Here is an 18,803-nt window from a genome sequence, read left to right on the forward strand (position 1 = left end):
GGCCGGCACTACCCGACCAAAGCCGCATCGAACCGGGCCCGCGCTGGCGCCTACCATGGGGGTCTGTTCCTGATCCTGCCAGGTGCGTGCCGATGACCGCCGATCCCAGCATCCACACCATCGATACCGGCTTCCAGCGTCCCGACTTCGACGCGGCCTACCTCATCGTCGAAAACGGCCGCGCCGCGTTCGTCGACTGCGGCACCGGCCTGTCGGTGCCGGCGATGCTGCAGGCGCTGGCGGACGCCGGCCTGGGCGTGGAAGCGGTGGACTGGCTGCTGCTCACCCACGTGCATCTTGACCACGCCGGGGGCGCCGGCCTGCTGATGCAGCAGCTGCCGAACGCCAGGGCGGTACTGCACCCGCGCGGTGCGCCGCACATGATCGACCCGACCCGGCTGATTGCCGGTGCCACGGCGGTGTACGGCGCCGTGGAAATAGCGCGCAGCTACGGCCGCATCGAGGCGATTCCGGAGACGCGCGTGGTGGTGGCCGAAGACGGGCACCGCATCGATCTGGCCGGCCGCGAGCTGGTGCTGTTGCACACGCCGGGCCATGCGCTGCACCACTACTGCGTGTGGGACGCGCGCAGCCGCAGCTGGTTCACCGGTGATACGTTCGGCATCTCCTACCGCGAGCTGGACAGCGCGCAGGGCGCTTTCATCTTCCCCACCTCGTCGCCGGTGCAGTTCGACCCGGAGGCGATGAAGGCCTCGATCCGGCGCATGCTCGACTACGCGCCGCAGGCGATGTACCTGACCCACTATGGCCGCGTCGAGCAGGTGCAGAAGCTGGCCGACGATCTGTTCGAGCAGATCGATGCGATGGCCACCATCGGCCGCCAGTGCGATGGCCGGCCCGATCGCCATCGCTGCCTGCTGGCCGCGCTGCAGGCGCTGTACCTGGAGCGCGCGCAGCAGCATGGCTGCGCGCTGGACCAGGCCGCGGTGACGGCGGTGCTGGCGATGGACATCGAGCTCAACGCGCAGGGCCTGGCCTGCTGGCTGGACCGCGTCCGCAGGTAGATCCACGCCATGCGTGGATGGGGCGAGCCCACGCTGCGCTGCGACGTCATGACCACGTTACACTCTGGTGACTTCCAAGCCTGCCGTGGTATTGCCGTGAATCCGATGCGCGTGTTGCTGCTGTCGTCCTGCCTGTTCGTGGGTGGCCTGGCCCAGGCGGCCAATGACCTGCCCGGCGGCGGCATCGATCCGCAGGCGCTGTCGCGCCATGTGCGCGTGCTGGCATCGGATGAATTCGAGGGCCGCGCGCCGGCCACCGAAGGCGAAGAGCGCACGGTGCAGTACCTGATCGAGCAGTTCCGCAGCTACGGCCTGCAGCCGGGCGGCGTGGACGGCAGCTGGGTGCAGCCGGTGCCGCTGGTGCGTGCGCAGCTGGACGGCGCTGCCAAGGCCAGCCTGTCGCTGAAGGGCGGCAAGCGTGCACTGGTGAACGGCGAGGACGTGACCCTGCAGAGCCTGCAGCCGCGCAAGCGCGTGCAGATCGAGGACGCGCCGCTGGTGTTCGTCGGCTACGGCATCGACGCGCCGGAACGCCACTGGAATGACTACAAGGACGTGGACCTGCACGGCAAGATCGCCGTGGTGCTGATCAACGATGCCGATTTCGAGGCCGATGTGCCGGGTGCGTTCGATGGCAAGGCGGTGACCTACTACGGCCGCTGGACCTACAAGTTCGAGGAAGCTGCACGCCGTGGCGCCGAAGGCGTGCTGATCGTGCACGAGACCGCGCCGGCCGCCTACGGCTGGGCCACGGTGAAGAGCTCGGGCACCTCGCCGCTGTTCGACATCGAGCGCGGCCAGGCCGAGGCGATGGCCCAGCACACGCCGCTGCGTGGCTGGATGCAGCGCGGGCTGGCAGAGGCGATCTTCGCCGACGCCGGTCTCGACTTCGATGCCGAGAAGCGCAAGGCGATGCGCGCCGACTTCCGTCCGGTGGCGCTGGACAACGCCAAGCTGAGCGTGGATTTCGCGCTGAAGCGCGAGCAGGTGGTGACCCGCAACGTGGTGGCCAAGCTGCCCGGCGGCGAGCACGGCGACGAGGCGGTGATCTTCTCGGCGCATTGGGATGCCTTCGGCATCGGCCAGCCCGATGCCAAGGGCGACCGCATCCGCCGCGGTGCGATCGACAACGCCACCGGCGTGGCCACCGTGCTGGAGCTGGGCCGCGTGTTTGCCGCCGGCCCGCAGCCGCAGCGCACGCTGTACTTCGTGGCGCTGACTGCCGAAGAGAAGGGCCTGCTGGGTGCCAGCTACTACGCCGCGCATCCGCTGGCGCCGCTGGACAAGACCGCCGCGGTGCTGAACATTGAGATGTTCAGCCCGGACGGCCCGACCCGCGACATCGCGTCGTGGGGCAAGGGCCGGGTGTCGCTGGAAGGCGACCTGGAGCGCGTGGCCAAGGCCCGCGGCCGCAGCTACAGCCCGGACCCGAACCTGGAGGCGGGATTCTTCTACCGCGCCGACCACTTCGCGTTCGCCCGCCTGGGCGTGCCGGCGATCACCATCGGCCCGGGCCTGGACAAGCTGGACGGTGGCGTGGAAGCCGGCCGCGCGCTGCGCGAGAAGTACTTCGCCGACTGCTACCACCAGGCCTGCGATGCCTGGACCCCGAGCTGGGACCCGAGTGGCCACGCCGCCGATACCCTGCTGGTCTACGACCTGGGCGCCGAGCTGGCCAACAGCCGCCGTTGGCCGACCTGGGAAAAGGAATCGGAGTTCCGCGGCGCGCGCGACAAGAGCGAAGCCGCCCGCCGCTGAGGTAGTGCCGGCCGCTGGCCGGCAACCTCATGAACCTTCGGAAAGACGGCGTGGTTGCCGGCCAGCGGCCGGCACTACCGTCGCTGGCGCAGCAGCTTCCATGCGCCCCAGCCACTGACGGCGAGCGCTGCCAGATAACACGCCACCATCGTGCGCAGGCCAACCGGCGACCCTGCGTTGATGCCGCGATGCAGGCGCAGCTGCAGTGAGCTGTGGCCGCTGCCCAGGTCTACCGCCAGCCGCAACGCCAGCGCGGCACAGAACACCAGCAGGGCAATCCCGAAGCCGATGCGCGGCCACGCTGCCTGCGCGCCGGGACGGCGCAGCAGCCAGGCCAGTGCCGTGGCGGCCGCCAGCGCCGCCGCGATCCACATCAGTGGCGACGCGGCAGACGCAGCGGCCACCGGCATTGCACCGGTGGCCGCGATCACTACAGCGCCCTTACTTGCGGGTGCCGTCGAGCCAGTTCGGGCCCTTGTTGGTGAGGAAGAACACATAGACCACCAACGATACCGCGATCGTCGCGGTCACGTAGATGGCGAACCAGTCGACGTGGCCGGTCTTCAGCGCGCCCTGGTACAGCAGCGGGGCGGTGCCACCGAACAGCGAGTTGGCCAGCGCATAGCCCAGGCCCACGCCCAGTGCACGCACGTGGGTGGGGAACAGTTCGGCCTTCACCACCGCGTTGATCGAGGTGTAGCCGGTGAGGATGACGAACGCCATGGCCAGGGTCAGGAAGGCCAGGGTGGCGTCATGCTGGTGCGGCAGCTGGGTGATCAGGTACCAGCTGTACAGCACGCCGCCGACGCCGAAGAACACCAGCAGGGTCTTGCGGCCGATGATGTCCGACAGCCAGCCACCGACCGGCTGCAGCACCATCAGGAACGTCAGCACGCCCAGGTTGATCAGGGTGCCGGTCATCGGGTCGTTGCCGGCGAAGGCGCTCTGGATCATCTTCGGGCCGTTCACCGAGTAGGTGTAGAACGCCACGGTGCCACCGGCGGTGATCAGGAAGCACAGCAGCAGCGGCCGCCACTGGTGCACGAACAGTTCGTACATCGAGCCGGACTTCTGTGCCTTGCCTTCGCGCGCGGCCTCGATGGACGACTCCGACAGCGACTCGTCCATGCCCCGGCGCAGCCAGAACACTACCACCGCGGCGATGCCACCGATGCCGAAGGCGATGCGCCAGCCCCACTCGGAGATTTCCGGCTTGCCCCAGAAGGTCAGCATCAGCAGCAGGGTCAGCTGGGCCAGCACATGGCCACCGACCAGGGTGACGTAGTGGAACGAGGACAGGAAGCCGCGACGGCCGGGAATGGCGGCCTCGGACATGTAGGTGGCACTGGCACCGTACTCACCGCCGGTAGCGAAGCCCTGCAGCAGGCGTGCGAACAGCAGGATGACCGCCGCCCAGATGCCGATGCTGGCCGCGGTGGGCGTGATGGCGATGAGGAAGGAACAGACGGCCATCAGGGTGACCGAGACGGTCAACGCCAGGCGGCGGCCGTGGCGGTCGGCGAAGCGGCCGAAGAACCAGGCGCCGATCGGGCGCATCAGGAACGTGGCGGCGAAGATCGCCCACACGTACATGGTGGAGTTCTTGTCGTCCGGCGAGAAGAACTGCGATTCGAAGTACACGGCGAACACCGAGTACACGTAGACGTCGTACCACTCCACCAGGTTGCCGGCGGAGCCTTTGAGGGTGTTGGAGATCGACCGCCGCAGGGCGGCCCGGTCGTTCGCGGGAACAGCAGGTTGGGGCGTGGTGCTCATCTGGGTGGGAATCCTCGATGCGGCGCGTCCGTGCGCAGGGAAAACGGCGCCCGGCCTTGGGGCGGCGCGGCCGGGCAGCCCTCTTGGTACTGCATCGACCGTCAACACGGGGTAGCAGACCAGAGCAGGGTGCATGGATGGATGACAGCGTGCCATCGTCCGGGGTCCCGGACCATACTCAAAACGTCCTAGAATCCGCCTTCCCCCGGCTCCTTGGTGCGTCATGTCGGCTCCCCCCTCTCCGTCTGCGGCTGCCCCCCGGGGTGGCCTTGTCGCGCTGGCACTGCTGCTGGTCTATGTGGTCTGGGGCTCGACCTACCTGGGCATCGCCAAGGCCCTGCACGGCGGCGCGCTGCCGCTGACGATGGTCTCCGGCAGCCGCTTCATCATTGCCGGCGGGGTGATGTACCTGGCGCTGCGCGTGTTCTGGAAGCTGCCCAGGCCGACCCTGCGGCAGTGGCGCAACCTGGTCATCATGGGCGTGACCATGCTGGTGCTGGGCAATGGCATGGTGGTGCTGGCCGAGCGCGAGGTGTCCTCGGGCCTGGCCGCCACGGCGGTGGCCTCGGTGCCGCTGTGGATGGCGCTGTTCTCGGCGCTGCGCGGCCAGCATGCCAGCCGGGGCGAGTGGCTGGGTATCGCCATCGGCTTCCTGGGCGTGGTCTGGCTCAATGCCGGCAGCAGCCTGACCGCATCGCCAACCGGGCTGGTGCTGCTGCTGATCGCACCGGTCGGCTGGGCGTTCGGTTCGGTGTGGGCGCGCGGCCTGGACCTGCCGGGCCCGTTCATGACCGCGGCCGGGCAGATGATCTGCGGCGGCGTGCTGCTGGTGCTGATCGGCCTGGTGGTGGGCGAGCGCCCGACCACGTTGCCCGACACCAGCGGCCTGCTGGCGATGGCCTACCTGTGCGTGTTCGGTTCCATCGTCGCGTTCACCGCTTATGTATGGCTGCTGCAGAACGTGCGCCCGGCGCTCGCGGGCAGCTACGCGTACGTCAACCCGGTGATCGCGGTGCTGCTGGGCGCGCTGCTCAACGGTGAACGGTTCGGCTGGCGCGACCTGCTGGCCATGGCGGTGATTCTTCTGGGCGTGGTGGTGTTGACGATGGCAAGGACGCGAAAGCAATGAGCATGGACGAGAAAGAACAACGCCGGGGCCTGCTGGTCACCGCGTCCACCTTCGTGATCTGGGGGCTGGTGCCGGTGTACTGGCACCTGCTCAACGAGGTGCCCTCGTTCCAGATCATCGCCCACCGCATCATCTGGAGCACGGTGATGGTGCTGGGCTGGCTGCTGATCAGCTCGCGCCTGGGGTGGTGGAAGAAGATCGCGGCGCAGCCGCGCGCGCTGCCGATCCTGCTGGTGTCCAGCCTGACCATTGCCTTCAACTGGGGCCTGTACATCTGGGCAGTCAATGCCGGGCATGTGATCGAGACCAGCCTGGGCTACTTCATCAATCCGCTGGTGAACGTGCTGCTGGGCGTGCTGGTACTGAAGGAACGCCTGCGCCGCCTGCAGTGGGTGGCGGTGGCGATGGCGGCGGTGGGCGTGGCCTGGCTGACCATCGATGCCGGCACGCCGCCGTGGATCGCGCTGGGCCTGGCCTGTTCATTCGGCCTGTACGGGCTGTTGCGCAAGCTGGTCTCGGTCGATCCGGTGGCTGGCCTGGGCGTGGAAAGCCTGTACCTGTTCCTGCCGGCGCTGGCGTTCGCGATCTGGGCCGAGAACGGCCACGGCGGTGCCTTCTTCCATGGCTGGGGCTGGCGCAACGACCTGCTGCTGATCTTCGGCGGTGCGGTCACTGCGGTACCGCTGATCGGCTTTGCCTACGGCGTGAAGCGCATCCCGCTGTCATTGGTCGGCATCCTGCAGTACATCGCGCCGAGCCTGCAGCTGCTGCTGGGCGTGTTCTTCTTCCACGAAGGATTCGATACCGGCAAGGCGATCGGCTTTGCGGCGATCTGGGCCGGCCTGGTGCTGTTTGTCGGCGACAACATCCGCACGATGCGCGTTGCGAAACGATAGCGCCGGGCCAGGCCCGGCGAACACGATGCAGGAAAAAGAACGGCGCCCCGAAGGGCGCCGTTCTGCTTCCATCCACCGCCAGGAGAGAGAGATGGCGGTGGCGGGAACGCGGGTGCAGGCTTAGAAGCGCTGCTGGTACTTCATGTACATGAAGCGGCCGATGTCGAAGCCACCGTAGTAGGTGAAGCTGCTGTTCGGCTGGCTGTACATGGTCGGACCCTGGTGGTTGAACACGTTGTTCACGCCCAGCGACACGGTGCCATCCCACGGCAGGCTGTAACGCACCTGCAGGTCGTGGAAGGTGTTGGAGCCCACCTTGTTGGTCGGCGAGGTGCTGGTGTACGGCGAGTTGAAGTCCGGCAGGTTGCACTCGTCCATGTACGAGCACTTCTCCTTCATGCTGGAGTAGTAGCGCGCGGTCCAGCCGATGCCGAAGTCGCCGTACTGCCAATCCAGGTTGAAGGTGGAGCGCACGCGGAAGTCGCCGCCCCAACCCGTACGCTGTTCCACCGGAGTGGTGACGGCGTTGTCGTTGCGCTGCTCCAGGTAGTCGGTGTAGGTGGTGTTCCAGTTGACGGCGAACTTGCCGAACGTGGTGTCCGGCAGGCGGTAGCGCAGGTTGATGTCATAGCCGGCGGTCTCGCGGAAACCGGCGTTGACCAGCGAGCGGTCCAGGCTGTTGACCTGGCCGTTGCTGCCGCGGGTGAAGCGGCCGCAGGCGGCGTCCGAACCCTGCACGTAGCACTGTTCCAGCAGGTTGGTGGCCGACTCGCCGACGATGGCGTTGTTGATGCGGATCTTCCACCAGTCCAGGCTGACGTCCAGGCCTGGCACGAAGTCCGGGCTGTACACCAGGCCCACGGTCCAGGTCTTGGCGGTTTCCGGCTTCAGTTCCGGGTTGGAACCGGAGCTGAAATCGGTGGTGGCCTGCTGGCCGGGCTTGGTGGCCACGCTGCCATCGCTGTTGAGCTGGCGGAAGTTGGCCGGCACCTTCAGCGCCTGGCAGCGGGCGGCGACGGCAGCGCTGGTGGCGGCGGTACCGAAGGAGGTATCGCACGGATCGGTGAACGCGTCGCGGCTGCTGACGGTGCCACCGTACAGGTCGTCCACGGTGGGCGCACGGAAGCCGGTGCCGTAGGTGGCGCGCACCAGCAGGCTGTCGATCGGCTTCCACTTCAGCCCGAACTTGCTGTTGGTGGTCGAACCGAAGTTGTTGTAATCCGAGTAGCGACCAGCCACGTCCAGCGACAGTTCGCGGGCGAACGGCAGGTCGGCCAGCAGCGGCACCTGCAGTTCCAGGTAGACCTCGTTGAGCGAGTAGTTGCCACGGGTCGGCTGCCCACTGGTACCGGCGATCTCGCCCTTCTGCACCTTCGCATCCGGGGTGTAGCTGGCTTCTTCGCTGCGGTGTTCGACGCCCAGCGCGGCCAGGATGTCGCCGGCCGGCAGGGTGAACAGCGAGCCGGAGATGTTGCCGCTGGCGACCTTGGTGGTGCTCTGCATCTTGTCGACGAAGCGGGTGAACAGGTAGTCCTGCACGTCCTGGTTGCTCAGCGAGCCCGGGCCGGTGTAGCCCATCGGTGCTGCCGGGTTCCACGGCACGCAGCCGGCGATCACCGCGCCCGGCGTACCGCAACGGGCCACGTCGCCATCCATGAAGGACGGGCCGACGGCCAGGTTGACGTGCGGCTGGTACATGCTGCCGGTACCGATGCGCTCGCCTTCATTGCGGTTGTACATGTAGCTGACGTTCCAGTCCCAGTACCGCGAACCGGTTTCGAAGCTGCCTTCCAGGCCAATGCTGGCGCGCTTGGTTTCCAGGTTGTTCTCGGTGCCGCGCGGCAGTTCCTCGGTGCGGTGTGCGAACAGCACATCCTGGCCCCACAGGTTGAATGCGCTGTCCTTGGACAGCGCGGCGCGGCTGCCGCTGCGTGCCTGCGCGGCGCTCACCGAGTACGGGTAACCGGCCAGGTGCTTGATCGACTCGCGCTTGCTGTACAGCGCGTCGGCGACGATGCGCAGGTCGTCGGTGATGGAGAAGCCACCGTTGGCGAACACCGAGGTGCGCTCCAGGCCGGTCTGCAGGCTCATGTTCGACTTGGTGTTGGCACCGTCGGCCGGGTCCGGCGCGTGGAAGTTGCCCGCCTTGCTCGGGTCGCCGCCCGGGCCCACGGTCAGGTTCTTGCCACCCACGGCGACGTAGCCCCACGGCGTGTTGCCGTTCAGGCCGTCATTGGGGTGGCGCGGGCCATTCGGGTAACGGCTGAACTCGCGGTCCTTGCCCAGCACCTCCTCTTCCTTGGTGCGCTCGGCGCCGATGCTGAACCAGCCGCGGTCGAAGGTCTTGCCGAAGGTGGCGCTGTAGGAGCGCTTCTGGCCGTCGCCTTCGCCGTACTGGCCGACGTAGGCACTGGCCTGGCCGCCATCGAAGTTCCTGCGGGTGATGATGTTGACCACGCCGGCGATGGCGTCCGAGCCGTACAGCGCGGAGGCACCGTCGGTCAGCACTTCCACGCGCTCGACAATCGCCGACGGGATCGAGGCCAGGTCGGAATAACCGCCGGCGCTGACGCCCATGCGTCGGCCGTCGATCAGCACCAGGCTGCGTTCCGGGCCCAGGTTGCGCAGGCTGACGTACATGCCGCCGAAGTCGCGCGAGGAGGTCAGCGACGAGGCGCGGCTCATGCTGGGCGCGCCTGCTGCAGGAATGTCCTGCAGGATGTCGGCGACGTTGACGTAGCCCTTCTTGTCGATATCGGCGCGGCTGAGCGCGATCACCGGCTGTGCGGTTTCGACACTGGCCTGGCGGATGCGCGAGCCGGTGATTTCGATGCGGTCGAGGTTGGTGGTGGTATCGCCGGCGCTCTGCGCAAAGGCGGGGGTGGTGCAGCTGGCGGCCAGCGCGATCACGATCGCGTTGCGCAGCGGAGTGGTTTTCAGGGACATCCGTGACATCTCGTGTTTCAGGAAAAACAAGCGCCCGTTCTGTGGGCGCGTGGGGTGCTGCAAACCAACGTGGGGGGCCGGATTCTAGAGTGTTTCCATCGGTAACTGTTTGCCTCCGTGCTGCTGCATGCGTGCGAAAATGAATCGCAACCAACAATCCACAGATGCACTGTGCGCAACGTCACGCGTGCTGCGTTTGCAATGGGCAGAGGCATCGATAGCGGCACCAACCCGGCACGCTTGAGGGGTTGCGACAACACGCCGCAGCGCGCGCTTGCATGCAGGCGCACATCCGTTGCGATGCATCTTCCTGCATGAAATGCTCTTCGCGTTGTCGTCGAAAGTGGGAGATGAAGGAATGATCCAGCTCGAAGAAGCTCGCCGTCGCGTGCAGGCTGCGCTTGCAAGAGATGATGAGCCGGTTGCCATCACGCACGAGCAGGAAGTGGTCGAAGGCTGGCTGTTCTGCTTCCAGTCGCTGCGATACCTGCAATCCGGCGAAATCTCGGATGCGTTGGCCGGCAATGGACCGATCTTCGTCGACCGGCATACGGGCGAGCAGCACGCGCTGGGCACGGCGGATCCGCCGGAGGAGGTCCTTCGCCAGCATCTGGCCTCGCGCGCCCTGCCGTCTGATGCCGCAGCGGCAGATTTCTGAGTTCGGCAAACGAAAAAGGGACGGAGCCTTCGCTCCGTCCCCCTGCGTGATGCGCGTTGTATCGCTGCGTGATGCTCAGGTTTCGCGCAGTGCGGTGGTGATCGGCAATCGCGCCGCGCGCAGCGCCGGGAACAGGCCGCCGACCAGGCCGATGCCCAATGCCCATTTCAGGCCCGTCCACAGCAGTTCCGGCGACACATGGAACTTGAACACCACCGCGCTGAAATTGCTGCCGATGGTGGACACGCTGTAGCCGTTGAACAGCAGCCACGCCACCGCGCAACCGAGCAGGCCGCCGAGCAGCGCCAGCAGCATCGTCTCCAGCATCACCGCGGTCACTACCGGCAGGCCGCGGAAACCGATCGCGCGCATGGTGGCGATCTCGCGCGCACGCGTGGCCACCGCGGCATACATGGTGTTGAGTGCACCAAACACCGCACCCACCGCCATGATCGTGCCGATCACCTTGCCGAGGATGTCGATCAGCTTGGTCAGCCCGCCGCCCTGCTTGCTGTAGTAGACGCGGGTGGTTTCCACGTCCAGCTTCAGCCGCGGGTCGGCGGCGACGGCGGCCTTGAACTGCTCGAAGCCGGCCTTGCCATCGGTACGCACGCTGATCGACTGCCAGGCACTGCGCTGATAGGTGGTGGCCAGCGTATCGGCATCGGTCCACAGTTCCGAATCATGCGCATCGCCGGTGGCGAACACGCCGACCACGGTCCAGGTCTGGTTGCCCAGCGTCAGCGTCCTGCCGACATCCATATCGCGGAACTGGCCGCGTGCGCCCTGGCCGACCACGATCTCGCGCAGGCCGGCGGCGAACCGGCGCCCTTCGATGATCTTGACCTTGTCATGCACGGCCCACGCCTGCGGGCCGACACCACGGAACTGCGCGTTGACGTCGGTGCCATCGGCCTTCGAGACCAGGTTGACCACCTGCGACAGCTCCGGCGACAGCAGTGGCCGGCCCTGCGCATCACGGCTGATGCCGGGCAGGGTGGACAGCGTGGGCACCTGCTCGCGGGTGATCACCGAGTTGGTCTCGGCCTGCGAACCGCCGCGCAGCACGATGGCAGTGGTGTCATCGCCGGTGTTGTTGAGCGTGGCCTGGAAGCCTTCGCCCATCGCCAGCATCGCCACCAGCACGCCGACCACGCCGGCGATGCCGACCACGATCACCGAGGAGGCGCCCCAGCGCTGCGGCAGGCTGGCCACACCGATGCGGGTGGCGGCCAGCGCCAGCCGTCCGCCGCGGGTCAGCAGCAGCCACAGCGCCACCAGTACCGCCACGGCCAGTACGCCGATCCACGGCAGGCTGATCCACAGTACCAGGCCGATCACCAGCAGCAGCACGGTCAGCGCGTTGCCCAGCCACTTCTTGAGTTTGCTCTTGAACATGTCGGTGTCCTCCTCAGCGGCCGGCCAGTGCGTCGACGATCTTCAGGCGCTTGGCACGCAGCGCCGGCAACAGCCCGACGATGATGCCGATCACCACGATCAGGCCCAGCCCCATCAGCCAGGTCGGCGTCGGCACGTGCGGTGGCAGCATGCCCATGCTCTTCGGGCTGATCGCGGGCAGCACCAGTGCGGCCAGGCCCATGCCGATCAGGCCGCCCAGGCCGATCAGCAGCACCGACTCCACCATCACCAGGGTCAGCACGGTGCTGTCCCTGAAGCCCAGCGTCTTCAGCGTGGCCAGTTCCGGCACGCGCTCGCGCACCGCCTGCGCCATGGTGTTGCCGGTCAGCAGCAGCAGGGTGAAGAACACCGCACCCATGATCGAGGTGACGATCATGCCGATGTCGGCGAACTGCTTGACGAAGGCCTGCTGGAACGCCGACTCGGTCTGGGTCTTGGTCTCGTGGTCGGAGTTGGCCGAGATCGCATCGATGGCCTGCGCCACCCGCGAAGAGTGGTCGGGATTGTCCAGCGTCACCGTGTACCAGCTCACCTGGTTCTTGATGTAGTCGTTGGATTCATCGAAGTACTTCCAGTTCATCATCAACTGGCGTTCTTCGTTGGCGGCCAGCGCACGGTCCTTGGAGCGGTAGATGCCCTTCAGTTCCAGCGGCCAGTCGTTGCTGCCGCCGCGCGGGAAGATCGTGGCCTGCAGCGGGATGGTGTCACCGATCTTCCAGCCGAACTGCTTGGCCAGGGTTTCGCCGACGATGGCGCCGGTGCGGGTCTGCTTCCAGTCTTCCAGCTGCGCCGGGTCGATCTGCAGCTCGCGGTAGACATCGAAGTAGTTGGGCGACACCGAGAAGTTCGGAAAGAAGTTCTTCGGGTCCTGGTAGATGCCGCCGAACCACATGCCATAGGCCACATCACGCACGCCGGCGACCTGGCGGATCTGGGTCTCCAGGCGGATCGGCAGCGACTGGGTGATCGACAGCCGCGAGGCCACCACCAGCCGGTTGGCCCCTTCCACGCTGCCGCCGGAATTGAAGGCCACGCGTACCGAGTCGAGCATGCCGAACAGCAGGAACGCGGCCACCACCGAGAGCAGGGTCAGCAAGGTACGTGTGCGGCTGCGGAACAGCTGCGCCCACACTAGTGAGAAGTATTTCATCGCGGTGGCCTCCGTCAGTGGGCCAGCGGGGCGTCGGCCAGCTCGCCCTTGTCCAGGTGCACCGTGTGGGTGGCGTACTCGGCCGCCTTCGGGTCATGGGTGACCATGATGATGGTCTTGCCGTGCTCGCGGTTGAGCTGCTGCAGCAGGCCCAGGATCTCTTCGGCGGACTGGCGGTCGAGATCGCCGGTGGGTTCGTCGCAGATCAGGAAGGTGGGGTCGGAGACGATCGCGCGGGCAATCGCCACGCGCTGCTGCTGGCCGCCGGACAGTTCATTCGGGCGGTGGCTGCGGCGGTCGGCCAGGCCGACCAGGGTCAGCGCGATCTCCGCATTGCGCTTGCGCTGCGCGGCGCTGAGGTGGGTCAGCAGCAGCGGCAGCTCGACGTTCTTCTGCGCGGTCAGCATCGGCATCAGGTTGTAGAACTGGAACACGAAGCCGACGTGGTGGCTGCGCCAGGTCGACAGCTGGCCGCCGCTCATCTGGTCGATGCGCTCGCCTTCGATGCTGATCTCGCCGCCGCTGGGGTTGTCCAGGCCGCCAATCAGGTTGAGCAGGGTGGTCTTGCCCGAACCGGACGGACCCATCAGTGCGACGAAGTCGCCGCGCGCGATGTCCAGGTCGATGCCGTGCAGCACCTGCACTTTCTCGGGGCCACGCTGGTAGGTCTTGGTGATGTTGCGCAGTGAAACCAGGGTCGACATGGGTGGTTCTCCACGGAAGGCGGGAAACGGGGCAATGCGCCCGCGGTGGCCGCGGGCGTGCGTCGAGCGGTGCTGCCGGCGGCGCGCGGGGGCGCCAGGCCGTTACTGCGCTTGTTTCTGTTGCACCTTGGCGCCATCGCGCAGGGTCTCCGGTGGATTGACCACCACCGACTCGCCCGCGCTCACGCCCTTGAGGATCTGGCGGTCCTTGCCCATCGCCTGGCCGGCCTCGACCGTGCGCTGCTGCACGCGGCTGTCATCGCCCAGCACGAAGGCGACCGTGCTGCTTTCACGCTGCACCACCGCGCCGGCCGGCACGCGCACACCCTGCGGCGTGCTGGCGGCCTGCGGCTGTGCCTGCTCCAGGAAGCTGACCCGCACGCCCATCTCCGGCACGATGCGCGGGTCCTTCACCTTCAGCGCGACGCGCACCTTCACCGTGGCCTTGCCGCGGTCGGCGGTGGGAATGATGGCGATCACCTCGCCCGGAATCTTCCACTCCGGGTAGGCGTTGAGCGTGGCTTCCACCGGCATCTTCGGCTGCACGCGGCCGATGAAGGCCTCGCCGACCTCGACCTCGATCTCCAGCGAGTCCATGTCGACGATGGTGCCGATGCCGGTACGGGTGAAGCCACCGCCGGCCGACAGCGGCGAGACGATTTCGCCCGGTTGCGCCGCCTTGGCGGTGACCACGCCGGAGAACGGCGCGCGCACCACGTTGTTGTCCACGCCGAGGTCGGCGATGGCCAACTGGTCGTGGGCGACCTTGACGTTGCGCTGGGCGGTGTCGAGCTGGGCGCGCAGGCTGTCACGCTGGGCCACGGCCTGGTCGTACTGCGAGCGCGAGACCAGCTGCTGGCCGACCAGCGCCTGCAGGCGGCTGGCTTCGGCCGCGGCCTGCTTCTGCTGCGCTTCCAGCCCGGCGACCTGGCTGCGCGCGGCCTGCAGCTGCGAGGCATACAGGCTGCGCTGCGCGTCGGCATCGATCGGGTCCAGCGTGGCCATGATCTGGCCCTGCTCCACGCGCATGCCTTCCTCGATCATCACCTCGCGTACCTTGCCGGTGATCTTGGCCGAGACTGTGGCCATGCGCCGGGCCACCACGTAGCCGCTGGCGTCGAGCACCGAACTGCTGGCGCTGCCCTGCTGGATGGCCACGGCAGGCGCGGTTTCGACTTCCACGGCCGGCGAGCGGCCGAACAGGAAGGCGACGGCGGCGGCGATCAGCAACACGGCCACGATGATCGCGATCCACAGCCAGCGGCGGCCACCGCCACTGCCGCCGGAGGCAGTCGGCGGCGATTTGCGGTCGATACGGAGTTCCTTCAACAGCTCGGCAGAAGCGTTCATTCGTTCCATCACAGGCGTTCGGGCGGGTGTGGCCGGAAGCGCGGACGGCGGCGGTTCCGGCGAGGGAGCGTGCGGCACAGCATGAAGGCAGGTACGGCGATGATGGCAGTGACAGCTGTCATCCGATGACACTGACGGCGGCAACTGCGAAACGTGACCACGGCGGCACAGGATGGCAACGTCCCCGCTACCGGTACCGCCCATGGATCCGATCGCCCCGTCGCTGGCCCGCCTGCAGCAGGTGCAGGTGCGCTATCGCGACCATACCGCCCTGCATGGCATCGACCTGCAGGTCCGCGCTGGCCAGGTGCTGGCATTGCTGGGCCGCAACGGTGCTGGCAAGAGTACCGCGATCAGCGTGTTGTTGGGCCTGCGCCGGGCCGATGCCGGCGAGGTCGAGCTGCTCGGCGGCGACCCGCAGCAGCGCGCCAGCCGACTGGGCCTGGGCGTGATGCTGCAGAGCACCAGCCTGCCGCCGATGCTGCAGGTGGACGAGTTGGTGGCGCAGGCCAGCGCCTGCTATCCCGACCCCATGCCCTTGCCGGAGGTGCTGCAGCGCGCCGGCCTGCAGGCGCTGGCGCGGCGCCGTTACGGCCAGCTGTCCGGTGGCCAGCAGCGTGCCGTGCAGTTCGCCATCGCGATCTGCGGCCGCCCGCGCGTGCTGTTCCTGGACGAGCCCACCACCGGCCTGGACATCCAGGCGCGGCAGGGGATGTGGCAGGCGATCCGGCAGCACGTGGCCGAGGGCTGCGGCGTGCTGCTGACCACCCATTACCTGGAGGAGGCCGAAGCGCTGGCGCAGCAGGTGGTGGTGCTGGAGCAGGGCCGGGTGCTGGCCGACGCGCCGCTGGCCGAACTGCGCCTGGCCGACCGGCCGCGCCGCATCCGCTGCCGCAGCACGCTGCTTGCCGACGACGTGCGGCAGTGGCCCGGCGTGCAGCAGGTGCAGCGCGAGGGCGAGCGCCTGCAGCTGCTGGCCAGCCCGGCCGAGCCGGTGGTGGCGCGCCTGCTGGCCGCCGACGCACAGCTGTGCGAGCTGGAAGTACAGGGCGCGGCGCTGGCCGACGCCTTCCTCGACATGACCCGGGAGGTCGCATGAACACCCTGATCCGTACGCCTGCAGCCGTGCATCCGCGATGGCGCCGCGCCCTGCGGCCCTACGCCGCTGAACTGCAGGCCGAGCTGCGCCGCGCCTGGCGCACGCCCGCGTTCGCGGTGCCGTCGCTGCTGTTCCCGGTGCTGTTCTATCTGCTGTTCGGCGTGCTGCTGGGGCGTGGTCATGCGCCGCTGTACCTGCTGGCCACCTACTGCGTGTTCGGCGCGATGGCGCCGGCCCTGTTCGGCTTCGGCGTGCAGCTCGCGCTGGACCGCGAAGGCGGCCTGCTGACCCTCAAGCGCGCGCTGCCGATGCCGGCGGCGGCACCATTGCTGGCACGGCTGGCGATGGCCGTGATGTTCGCGCTGCTGGTGGGCGCGTTGTTGATCGGCGTGGCGCGCGTGCTGGGCGGCGTGCACCTGCATCCTGCGCAGGTGCTGCAGCTGCTGGCGGTGGCCGGCCTGGCCGCGCTGCCGCTGGGGGCGATCGGCCTGCTGATCGGCAGCCATGTCAGCGCCAGTGCGGCGCCGGCGATGGTCAACCTGGTCTACCTGCCGCTGGCCCTGCTGTCGGGGCTGTGGCTGCCGCTGTCGGCGCTGCCTGCGCTGTTCTCGACGCTGGCACCGCTGTGGCCGACCTGGCATCTGGCGCAGCTGGCGCTGCCGGTGGTCGGGCTGCCGTCGGCCGGCAGCATCGGCGGCCATCTGCTGGTGCTGCTGGCGGTGACCGTGGTGGCGTTGCTGCTGGCGCGCCGCCGCCTGCGCCGGATCGGCTGAACTGGCATGATCGGCAACGTTCGTCCCCGCCTGGATCCTCCCGTGTCGTCGAGCTGGCTTGCGTCCCTGCTGCGCCCTGCGCCGGATTCGGCCGTGGCCGAACTGCTGCGACGTGGCAAGTCGCCCTGGAGCGGCGCGATCCACCTGCTGTGGTCGGTATGGATCTTCCTCACCCCGGTGCTGGGCAATGGCTTCACGCTGCGCTGGCTGCTGCTGACCCTGGTCAGCTATCCGCTGTTCCTGCTGCTCTACGCCAGGGTGATGCTGGCGCCACGGCACCATGGGTGGCGCTATGCGCTGGGCATGATCGTGCTGGCGCTGGTGCTGCTGCCCTGGTACCCCTCAGGGCTGAGCTACTTTGTGTTCGGCTGCGTGATGATCCGCATGAGCGGGCGCAGCAGCTGGTGGGCGTACCTGCTGCAGCTGACCGGGCTGAACCTGCTGTTCTGCGGCACCGCGCTGTACTTCGGCTATCCGTGGCAGGCCATGGTGTGGATGCCGGCGGTGTCGTTCATTGTCGGGCTGGTGGTGAACGTGGAGGCCCTGAGCCAGCAGCGCGACGTTGCCCTGCAGCTGTCGCAGGACGAAGTACGGCGGCTGGCGACCACCGCCGAGCGCGAACGCATCGGCCGCGACCTGCATGACCTGCTCGGCCACACCCTGTCGCTGATCACGTTGAAGCTGGAGCTGGCGCGCAAGCTGCACGACCGTGGCGACGCGCGCGCGCGGCAGGAGATCGGCGAGGCCGAGGCGATCGCCCGCGAGGCGCTGGCACAGGTCCGTAGTGCGGTGACCGGCATCCGCGCCAGTGACCTGGCCGGCGAGCTGGCTTCGGCGCGCCTGCTGCTGGAATGCCAGCAGGTGCACCTGCAGTACGCGACGCCGCCACCGATGCCGGTGGACGTGGAACGTGGACTGGCGCTGGTGCTGCGCGAAGCGGCAACCAATATCGTGCGCCATGCGCAGGCGACCCGGGTGCAGGTGGATTTCATGCTTGAGGAACGACAGTTGGCGATGCAGATACGCGATGACGGGCGCGGTGGCGTGCAGGCCGAGGGCAATGGACTGTGTGGCATGCGCGAACGGGCGGCGGCGCTGGGGGGCCAGTTGACGCTGCAGTCTCCGCGCGGAGAAGGCACGGTGCTGACCGTGCGCGTGCCGCTGGTGGCCGCCAGCACGCCGTTGCCGCCGGCGTCTTTGGCACCGGGCGGTGTGGCATGATCCGCATCCTGCTGGCCGAAGACCAGGCGATGGTACGGGGTGCGTTGTCGGCGCTGCTGGGGCTGGAGCCTGACATCGAGGTACTGGGCAGCGCCGCCGACGGCGAAGCCGCATGGCGGATGCTGCAGCAGCTGAAGCCGGACATCCTGGTGACCGACATCGAGATGCCGGGTCTGTCCGGGCTGGAACTGGCGCAGCGCATCGCCCGCCATGAGTTGCCGATCAAGGTGGTGATCGTGACCACCTTCGCCCGCGCCGGCTTCCTGCGCCGCGCGTTGGAGGCCGGCGTGCTGGGCTACCTGTTGAAGGACGCACCGGCCGAGAATCTGGCCGACGCACTGCGCAAGGTGAACCAGGGCATCCGCGCGATCGACCCGCAGCTGGCGCTGGATGCGTGGTCGCAGGCCGACCCGCTGACCGACCGCGAGCGCCGGGTGCTGCGGCTGGCGGGCGAGGGCCGTACGGCCAGCGAGATTGCCGAGCAGCTGGGGTTGTCGCACGGTACGGTGCGCAATTACCTGTCCGAGTGCATCGGCAAGCTGGGCGTGGCCAATCGCATCGAGGCGTATCGGCTGGCGCGGCAGAAGGGGTGGTTGTAGGGGATCATTTCCGCGACCGCGGAGGGGTGTCACTTTCTTTGCTCGTGCAAAGAAAGTAACCAAAGAAACACGCCGCCGGGCCGCGAGCCGGTGCTGCGCACCGGTGCCCTGCGCTTCTCGGGAAATCAGGGGACGGCGCCGAACTCGCTGCGCTCAGACACCGGCGCCTCTTCGCCCCTGATTCCCCTGCGATGCTCGGCTCGCTCAAGGCGGACCCAAGGTCAAATGCCACAGCTGCACCCAGTGGAACCACGCCATGGGTGGATGCTGTTGCCGTTGATCTTGACCTTCCAGTCCGCC

At 67.8% G+C, this 18,803-nt stretch carries 16 protein-coding genes; 9 read left to right on the top strand and 7 right to left on the bottom strand.

Going from position 1 to position 18,803, the window contains the following annotated elements; all coding sequences use genetic code 11:
• Positions 1-92: 92 nt before the first annotated feature.
• Positions 93-1,025, top strand: a complete 933-nt coding sequence (locus O0J73_RS03700; RefSeq protein ID WP_308308039.1) for an MBL fold metallo-hydrolase — start codon at positions 93-95, stop codon at positions 1,023-1,025.
• A 105-nt stretch (positions 1,026-1,130) separates the two neighbouring features.
• A complete protein-coding gene (locus tag O0J73_RS03705) occupies positions 1,131-2,783 on the top strand; it encodes a M28 family metallopeptidase (RefSeq protein ID WP_308308067.1) in 1,653 nt (550 codons plus the stop codon).
• A gap of 74 nt (positions 2,784-2,857) precedes the next feature.
• Here the strand turns inward: O0J73_RS03705 and O0J73_RS03710 are convergent, their stop codons facing one another.
• A complete protein-coding gene (locus tag O0J73_RS03710; RefSeq protein ID WP_308308068.1) occupies positions 2,858-3,157 on the bottom strand; it encodes a hypothetical protein in 300 nt (99 codons plus the stop codon).
• Between the two features lie 67 nt (positions 3,158-3,224).
• Entirely contained in the window at positions 3,225-4,559 is a 1,335-nt protein-coding gene (locus tag O0J73_RS03715) for an MFS transporter (RefSeq protein WP_308308040.1), read from the bottom strand.
• A 223-nt stretch (positions 4,560-4,782) separates the two neighbouring features.
• Here O0J73_RS03715 and yedA point away from each other — a divergent pair, with 223 nt between their 5' ends.
• Complete coding sequence (gene yedA / locus O0J73_RS03720; protein WP_197563496.1) at positions 4,783-5,688, top strand: drug/metabolite exporter YedA; 906 nt, start codon at positions 4,783-4,785, stop codon at positions 5,686-5,688.
• Positions 5,685-6,584: an EamA family transporter RarD gene (gene rarD, locus O0J73_RS03725; protein ID WP_308308041.1), complete on the top strand. Its 900-nt coding sequence runs from the start codon at positions 5,685-5,687 to the stop codon at positions 6,582-6,584. The genes yedA and rarD overlap by 4 nt, the downstream gene beginning before the upstream one ends.
• 120 nt (positions 6,585-6,704) lie before the next feature.
• Here rarD and O0J73_RS03730 read toward each other — a convergent pair whose 3' ends face one another.
• On the bottom strand, positions 6,705-9,530 hold the full coding sequence (locus tag O0J73_RS03730) for a TonB-dependent receptor (protein WP_308308042.1): 2,826 nt from the start codon (positions 9,528-9,530) through the stop codon (positions 6,705-6,707).
• Between the two features lie 358 nt (positions 9,531-9,888).
• Here O0J73_RS03730 and O0J73_RS03735 point away from each other — a divergent pair, with 358 nt between their 5' ends.
• Positions 9,889-10,188, top strand: a complete 300-nt coding sequence (locus O0J73_RS03735; RefSeq protein WP_197563500.1) for a YrhB domain-containing protein — start codon at positions 9,889-9,891, stop codon at positions 10,186-10,188.
• A gap of 75 nt (positions 10,189-10,263) precedes the next feature.
• Here O0J73_RS03735 and O0J73_RS03740 read toward each other — a convergent pair whose 3' ends face one another.
• The 4 genes from O0J73_RS03740 to O0J73_RS03755 all read right to left on the bottom strand — a co-directional run bounded on the left by O0J73_RS03740 (position 10,264) and on the right by O0J73_RS03755 (position 14,811).
• A complete protein-coding gene (locus tag O0J73_RS03740) occupies positions 10,264-11,586 on the bottom strand; it encodes an ABC transporter permease (protein ID WP_004153797.1) in 1,323 nt (440 codons plus the stop codon).
• Between the two features lie 13 nt (positions 11,587-11,599).
• Positions 11,600-12,757: an ABC transporter permease gene (locus O0J73_RS03745; RefSeq protein WP_004153798.1), complete on the bottom strand. Its 1,158-nt coding sequence runs from the start codon at positions 12,755-12,757 to the stop codon at positions 11,600-11,602.
• 14 nt (positions 12,758-12,771) lie between these two features.
• Positions 12,772-13,461: an ABC transporter ATP-binding protein gene (locus O0J73_RS03750; protein ID WP_004153799.1), complete on the bottom strand. Its 690-nt coding sequence runs from the start codon at positions 13,459-13,461 to the stop codon at positions 12,772-12,774.
• 102 nt (positions 13,462-13,563) lie between these two features.
• Positions 13,564-14,811, bottom strand: coding sequence for an efflux RND transporter periplasmic adaptor subunit (locus O0J73_RS03755; protein WP_308308043.1), 1,248 nt, complete (start codon positions 14,809-14,811; stop codon positions 13,564-13,566).
• 202 nt (positions 14,812-15,013) lie between these two features.
• On the opposite strand from O0J73_RS03755, the gene O0J73_RS03760 reads away from it, so the two are divergent.
• Genes O0J73_RS03760 through O0J73_RS03775 form a run of 4 tightly spaced genes read left to right on the top strand, consistent with a single transcriptional unit; the run spans position 15,014 to position 18,503 of the window.
• The gene (locus tag O0J73_RS03760) at positions 15,014-15,910 is read left to right on the top strand and encodes an ABC transporter ATP-binding protein (RefSeq protein WP_308308044.1); all 897 of its coding nucleotides are present in this window, start codon (positions 15,014-15,016) and stop codon (positions 15,908-15,910) included.
• Positions 15,907-16,683 carry an ABC transporter permease gene (locus tag O0J73_RS03765; RefSeq protein WP_197563508.1) on the top strand — a complete coding sequence of 259 codons (777 nt, stop codon included), beginning with the start codon at positions 15,907-15,909 and terminating at the stop codon, positions 16,681-16,683. The genes O0J73_RS03760 and O0J73_RS03765 overlap by 4 nt, the downstream gene beginning before the upstream one ends.
• Before the next feature lie 6 nt (positions 16,684-16,689).
• Entirely contained in the window at positions 16,690-17,904 is a 1,215-nt protein-coding gene (locus O0J73_RS03770; RefSeq protein WP_049456604.1) for a sensor histidine kinase, read from the top strand.
• A complete protein-coding gene (locus O0J73_RS03775; RefSeq protein WP_008268231.1) occupies positions 17,901-18,503 on the top strand; it encodes a response regulator in 603 nt (200 codons plus the stop codon). Before O0J73_RS03770 ends, O0J73_RS03775 begins: the two co-directional genes overlap by 4 nt.
• The last annotated feature ends 300 nt before the right edge of the window (positions 18,504-18,803 follow it).

Source organism: Stenotrophomonas sp. Sm6012, assembly GCF_030985895.1.
In the GTDB taxonomy this organism is placed as follows: Bacteria; Pseudomonadota; Gammaproteobacteria; order Xanthomonadales; family Xanthomonadaceae; genus Stenotrophomonas; species Stenotrophomonas forensis.

Bases quoted from the DNA above. Each gene is read 5' to 3' on its own strand.
- O0J73_RS03775 (WP_008268231.1), top strand. From the start codon at position 17,901: ATGATCCGCATCCTGCTGGCCGAAGACCAGGCGATGGTACGGGGTGCG.
- O0J73_RS03755 (WP_308308043.1), bottom strand. From the start codon at position 14,811: ATGAACGCTTCTGCCGAGCTGTTGAAGGAACTCCGTATCGACCGCAAA.
- O0J73_RS03760 (WP_308308044.1), top strand. From the start codon at position 15,014: ATGGATCCGATCGCCCCGTCGCTGGCCCGCCTGCAGCAGGTGCAGGTG.
- O0J73_RS03710 (WP_308308068.1), bottom strand. From the start codon at position 3,157: ATGTGGATCGCGGCGGCGCTGGCGGCCGCCACGGCACTGGCCTGGCTG.
- yedA (WP_197563496.1), top strand. From the start codon at position 4,783: ATGTCGGCTCCCCCCTCTCCGTCTGCGGCTGCCCCCCGGGGTGGCCTT.
- rarD (WP_308308041.1), top strand. From the start codon at position 5,685: ATGAGCATGGACGAGAAAGAACAACGCCGGGGCCTGCTGGTCACCGCG.
- O0J73_RS03730 (WP_308308042.1), bottom strand. From the start codon at position 9,530: ATGTCCCTGAAAACCACTCCGCTGCGCAACGCGATCGTGATCGCGCTG.
- O0J73_RS03765 (WP_197563508.1), top strand. From the start codon at position 15,907: ATGAACACCCTGATCCGTACGCCTGCAGCCGTGCATCCGCGATGGCGC.
- O0J73_RS03705 (WP_308308067.1), top strand. From the start codon at position 1,131: ATGCGCGTGTTGCTGCTGTCGTCCTGCCTGTTCGTGGGTGGCCTGGCC.
- O0J73_RS03770 (WP_049456604.1), top strand. From the start codon at position 16,690: ATGATCGGCAACGTTCGTCCCCGCCTGGATCCTCCCGTGTCGTCGAGC.
- O0J73_RS03715 (WP_308308040.1), bottom strand. From the start codon at position 4,559: ATGAGCACCACGCCCCAACCTGCTGTTCCCGCGAACGACCGGGCCGCC.
- O0J73_RS03750 (WP_004153799.1), bottom strand. From the start codon at position 13,461: ATGTCGACCCTGGTTTCACTGCGCAACATCACCAAGACCTACCAGCGT.
- O0J73_RS03700 (WP_308308039.1), top strand. From the start codon at position 93: ATGACCGCCGATCCCAGCATCCACACCATCGATACCGGCTTCCAGCGT.
- O0J73_RS03735 (WP_197563500.1), top strand. From the start codon at position 9,889: ATGATCCAGCTCGAAGAAGCTCGCCGTCGCGTGCAGGCTGCGCTTGCA.
- O0J73_RS03745 (WP_004153798.1), bottom strand. From the start codon at position 12,757: ATGAAATACTTCTCACTAGTGTGGGCGCAGCTGTTCCGCAGCCGCACA.
- O0J73_RS03740 (WP_004153797.1), bottom strand. From the start codon at position 11,586: ATGTTCAAGAGCAAACTCAAGAAGTGGCTGGGCAACGCGCTGACCGTG.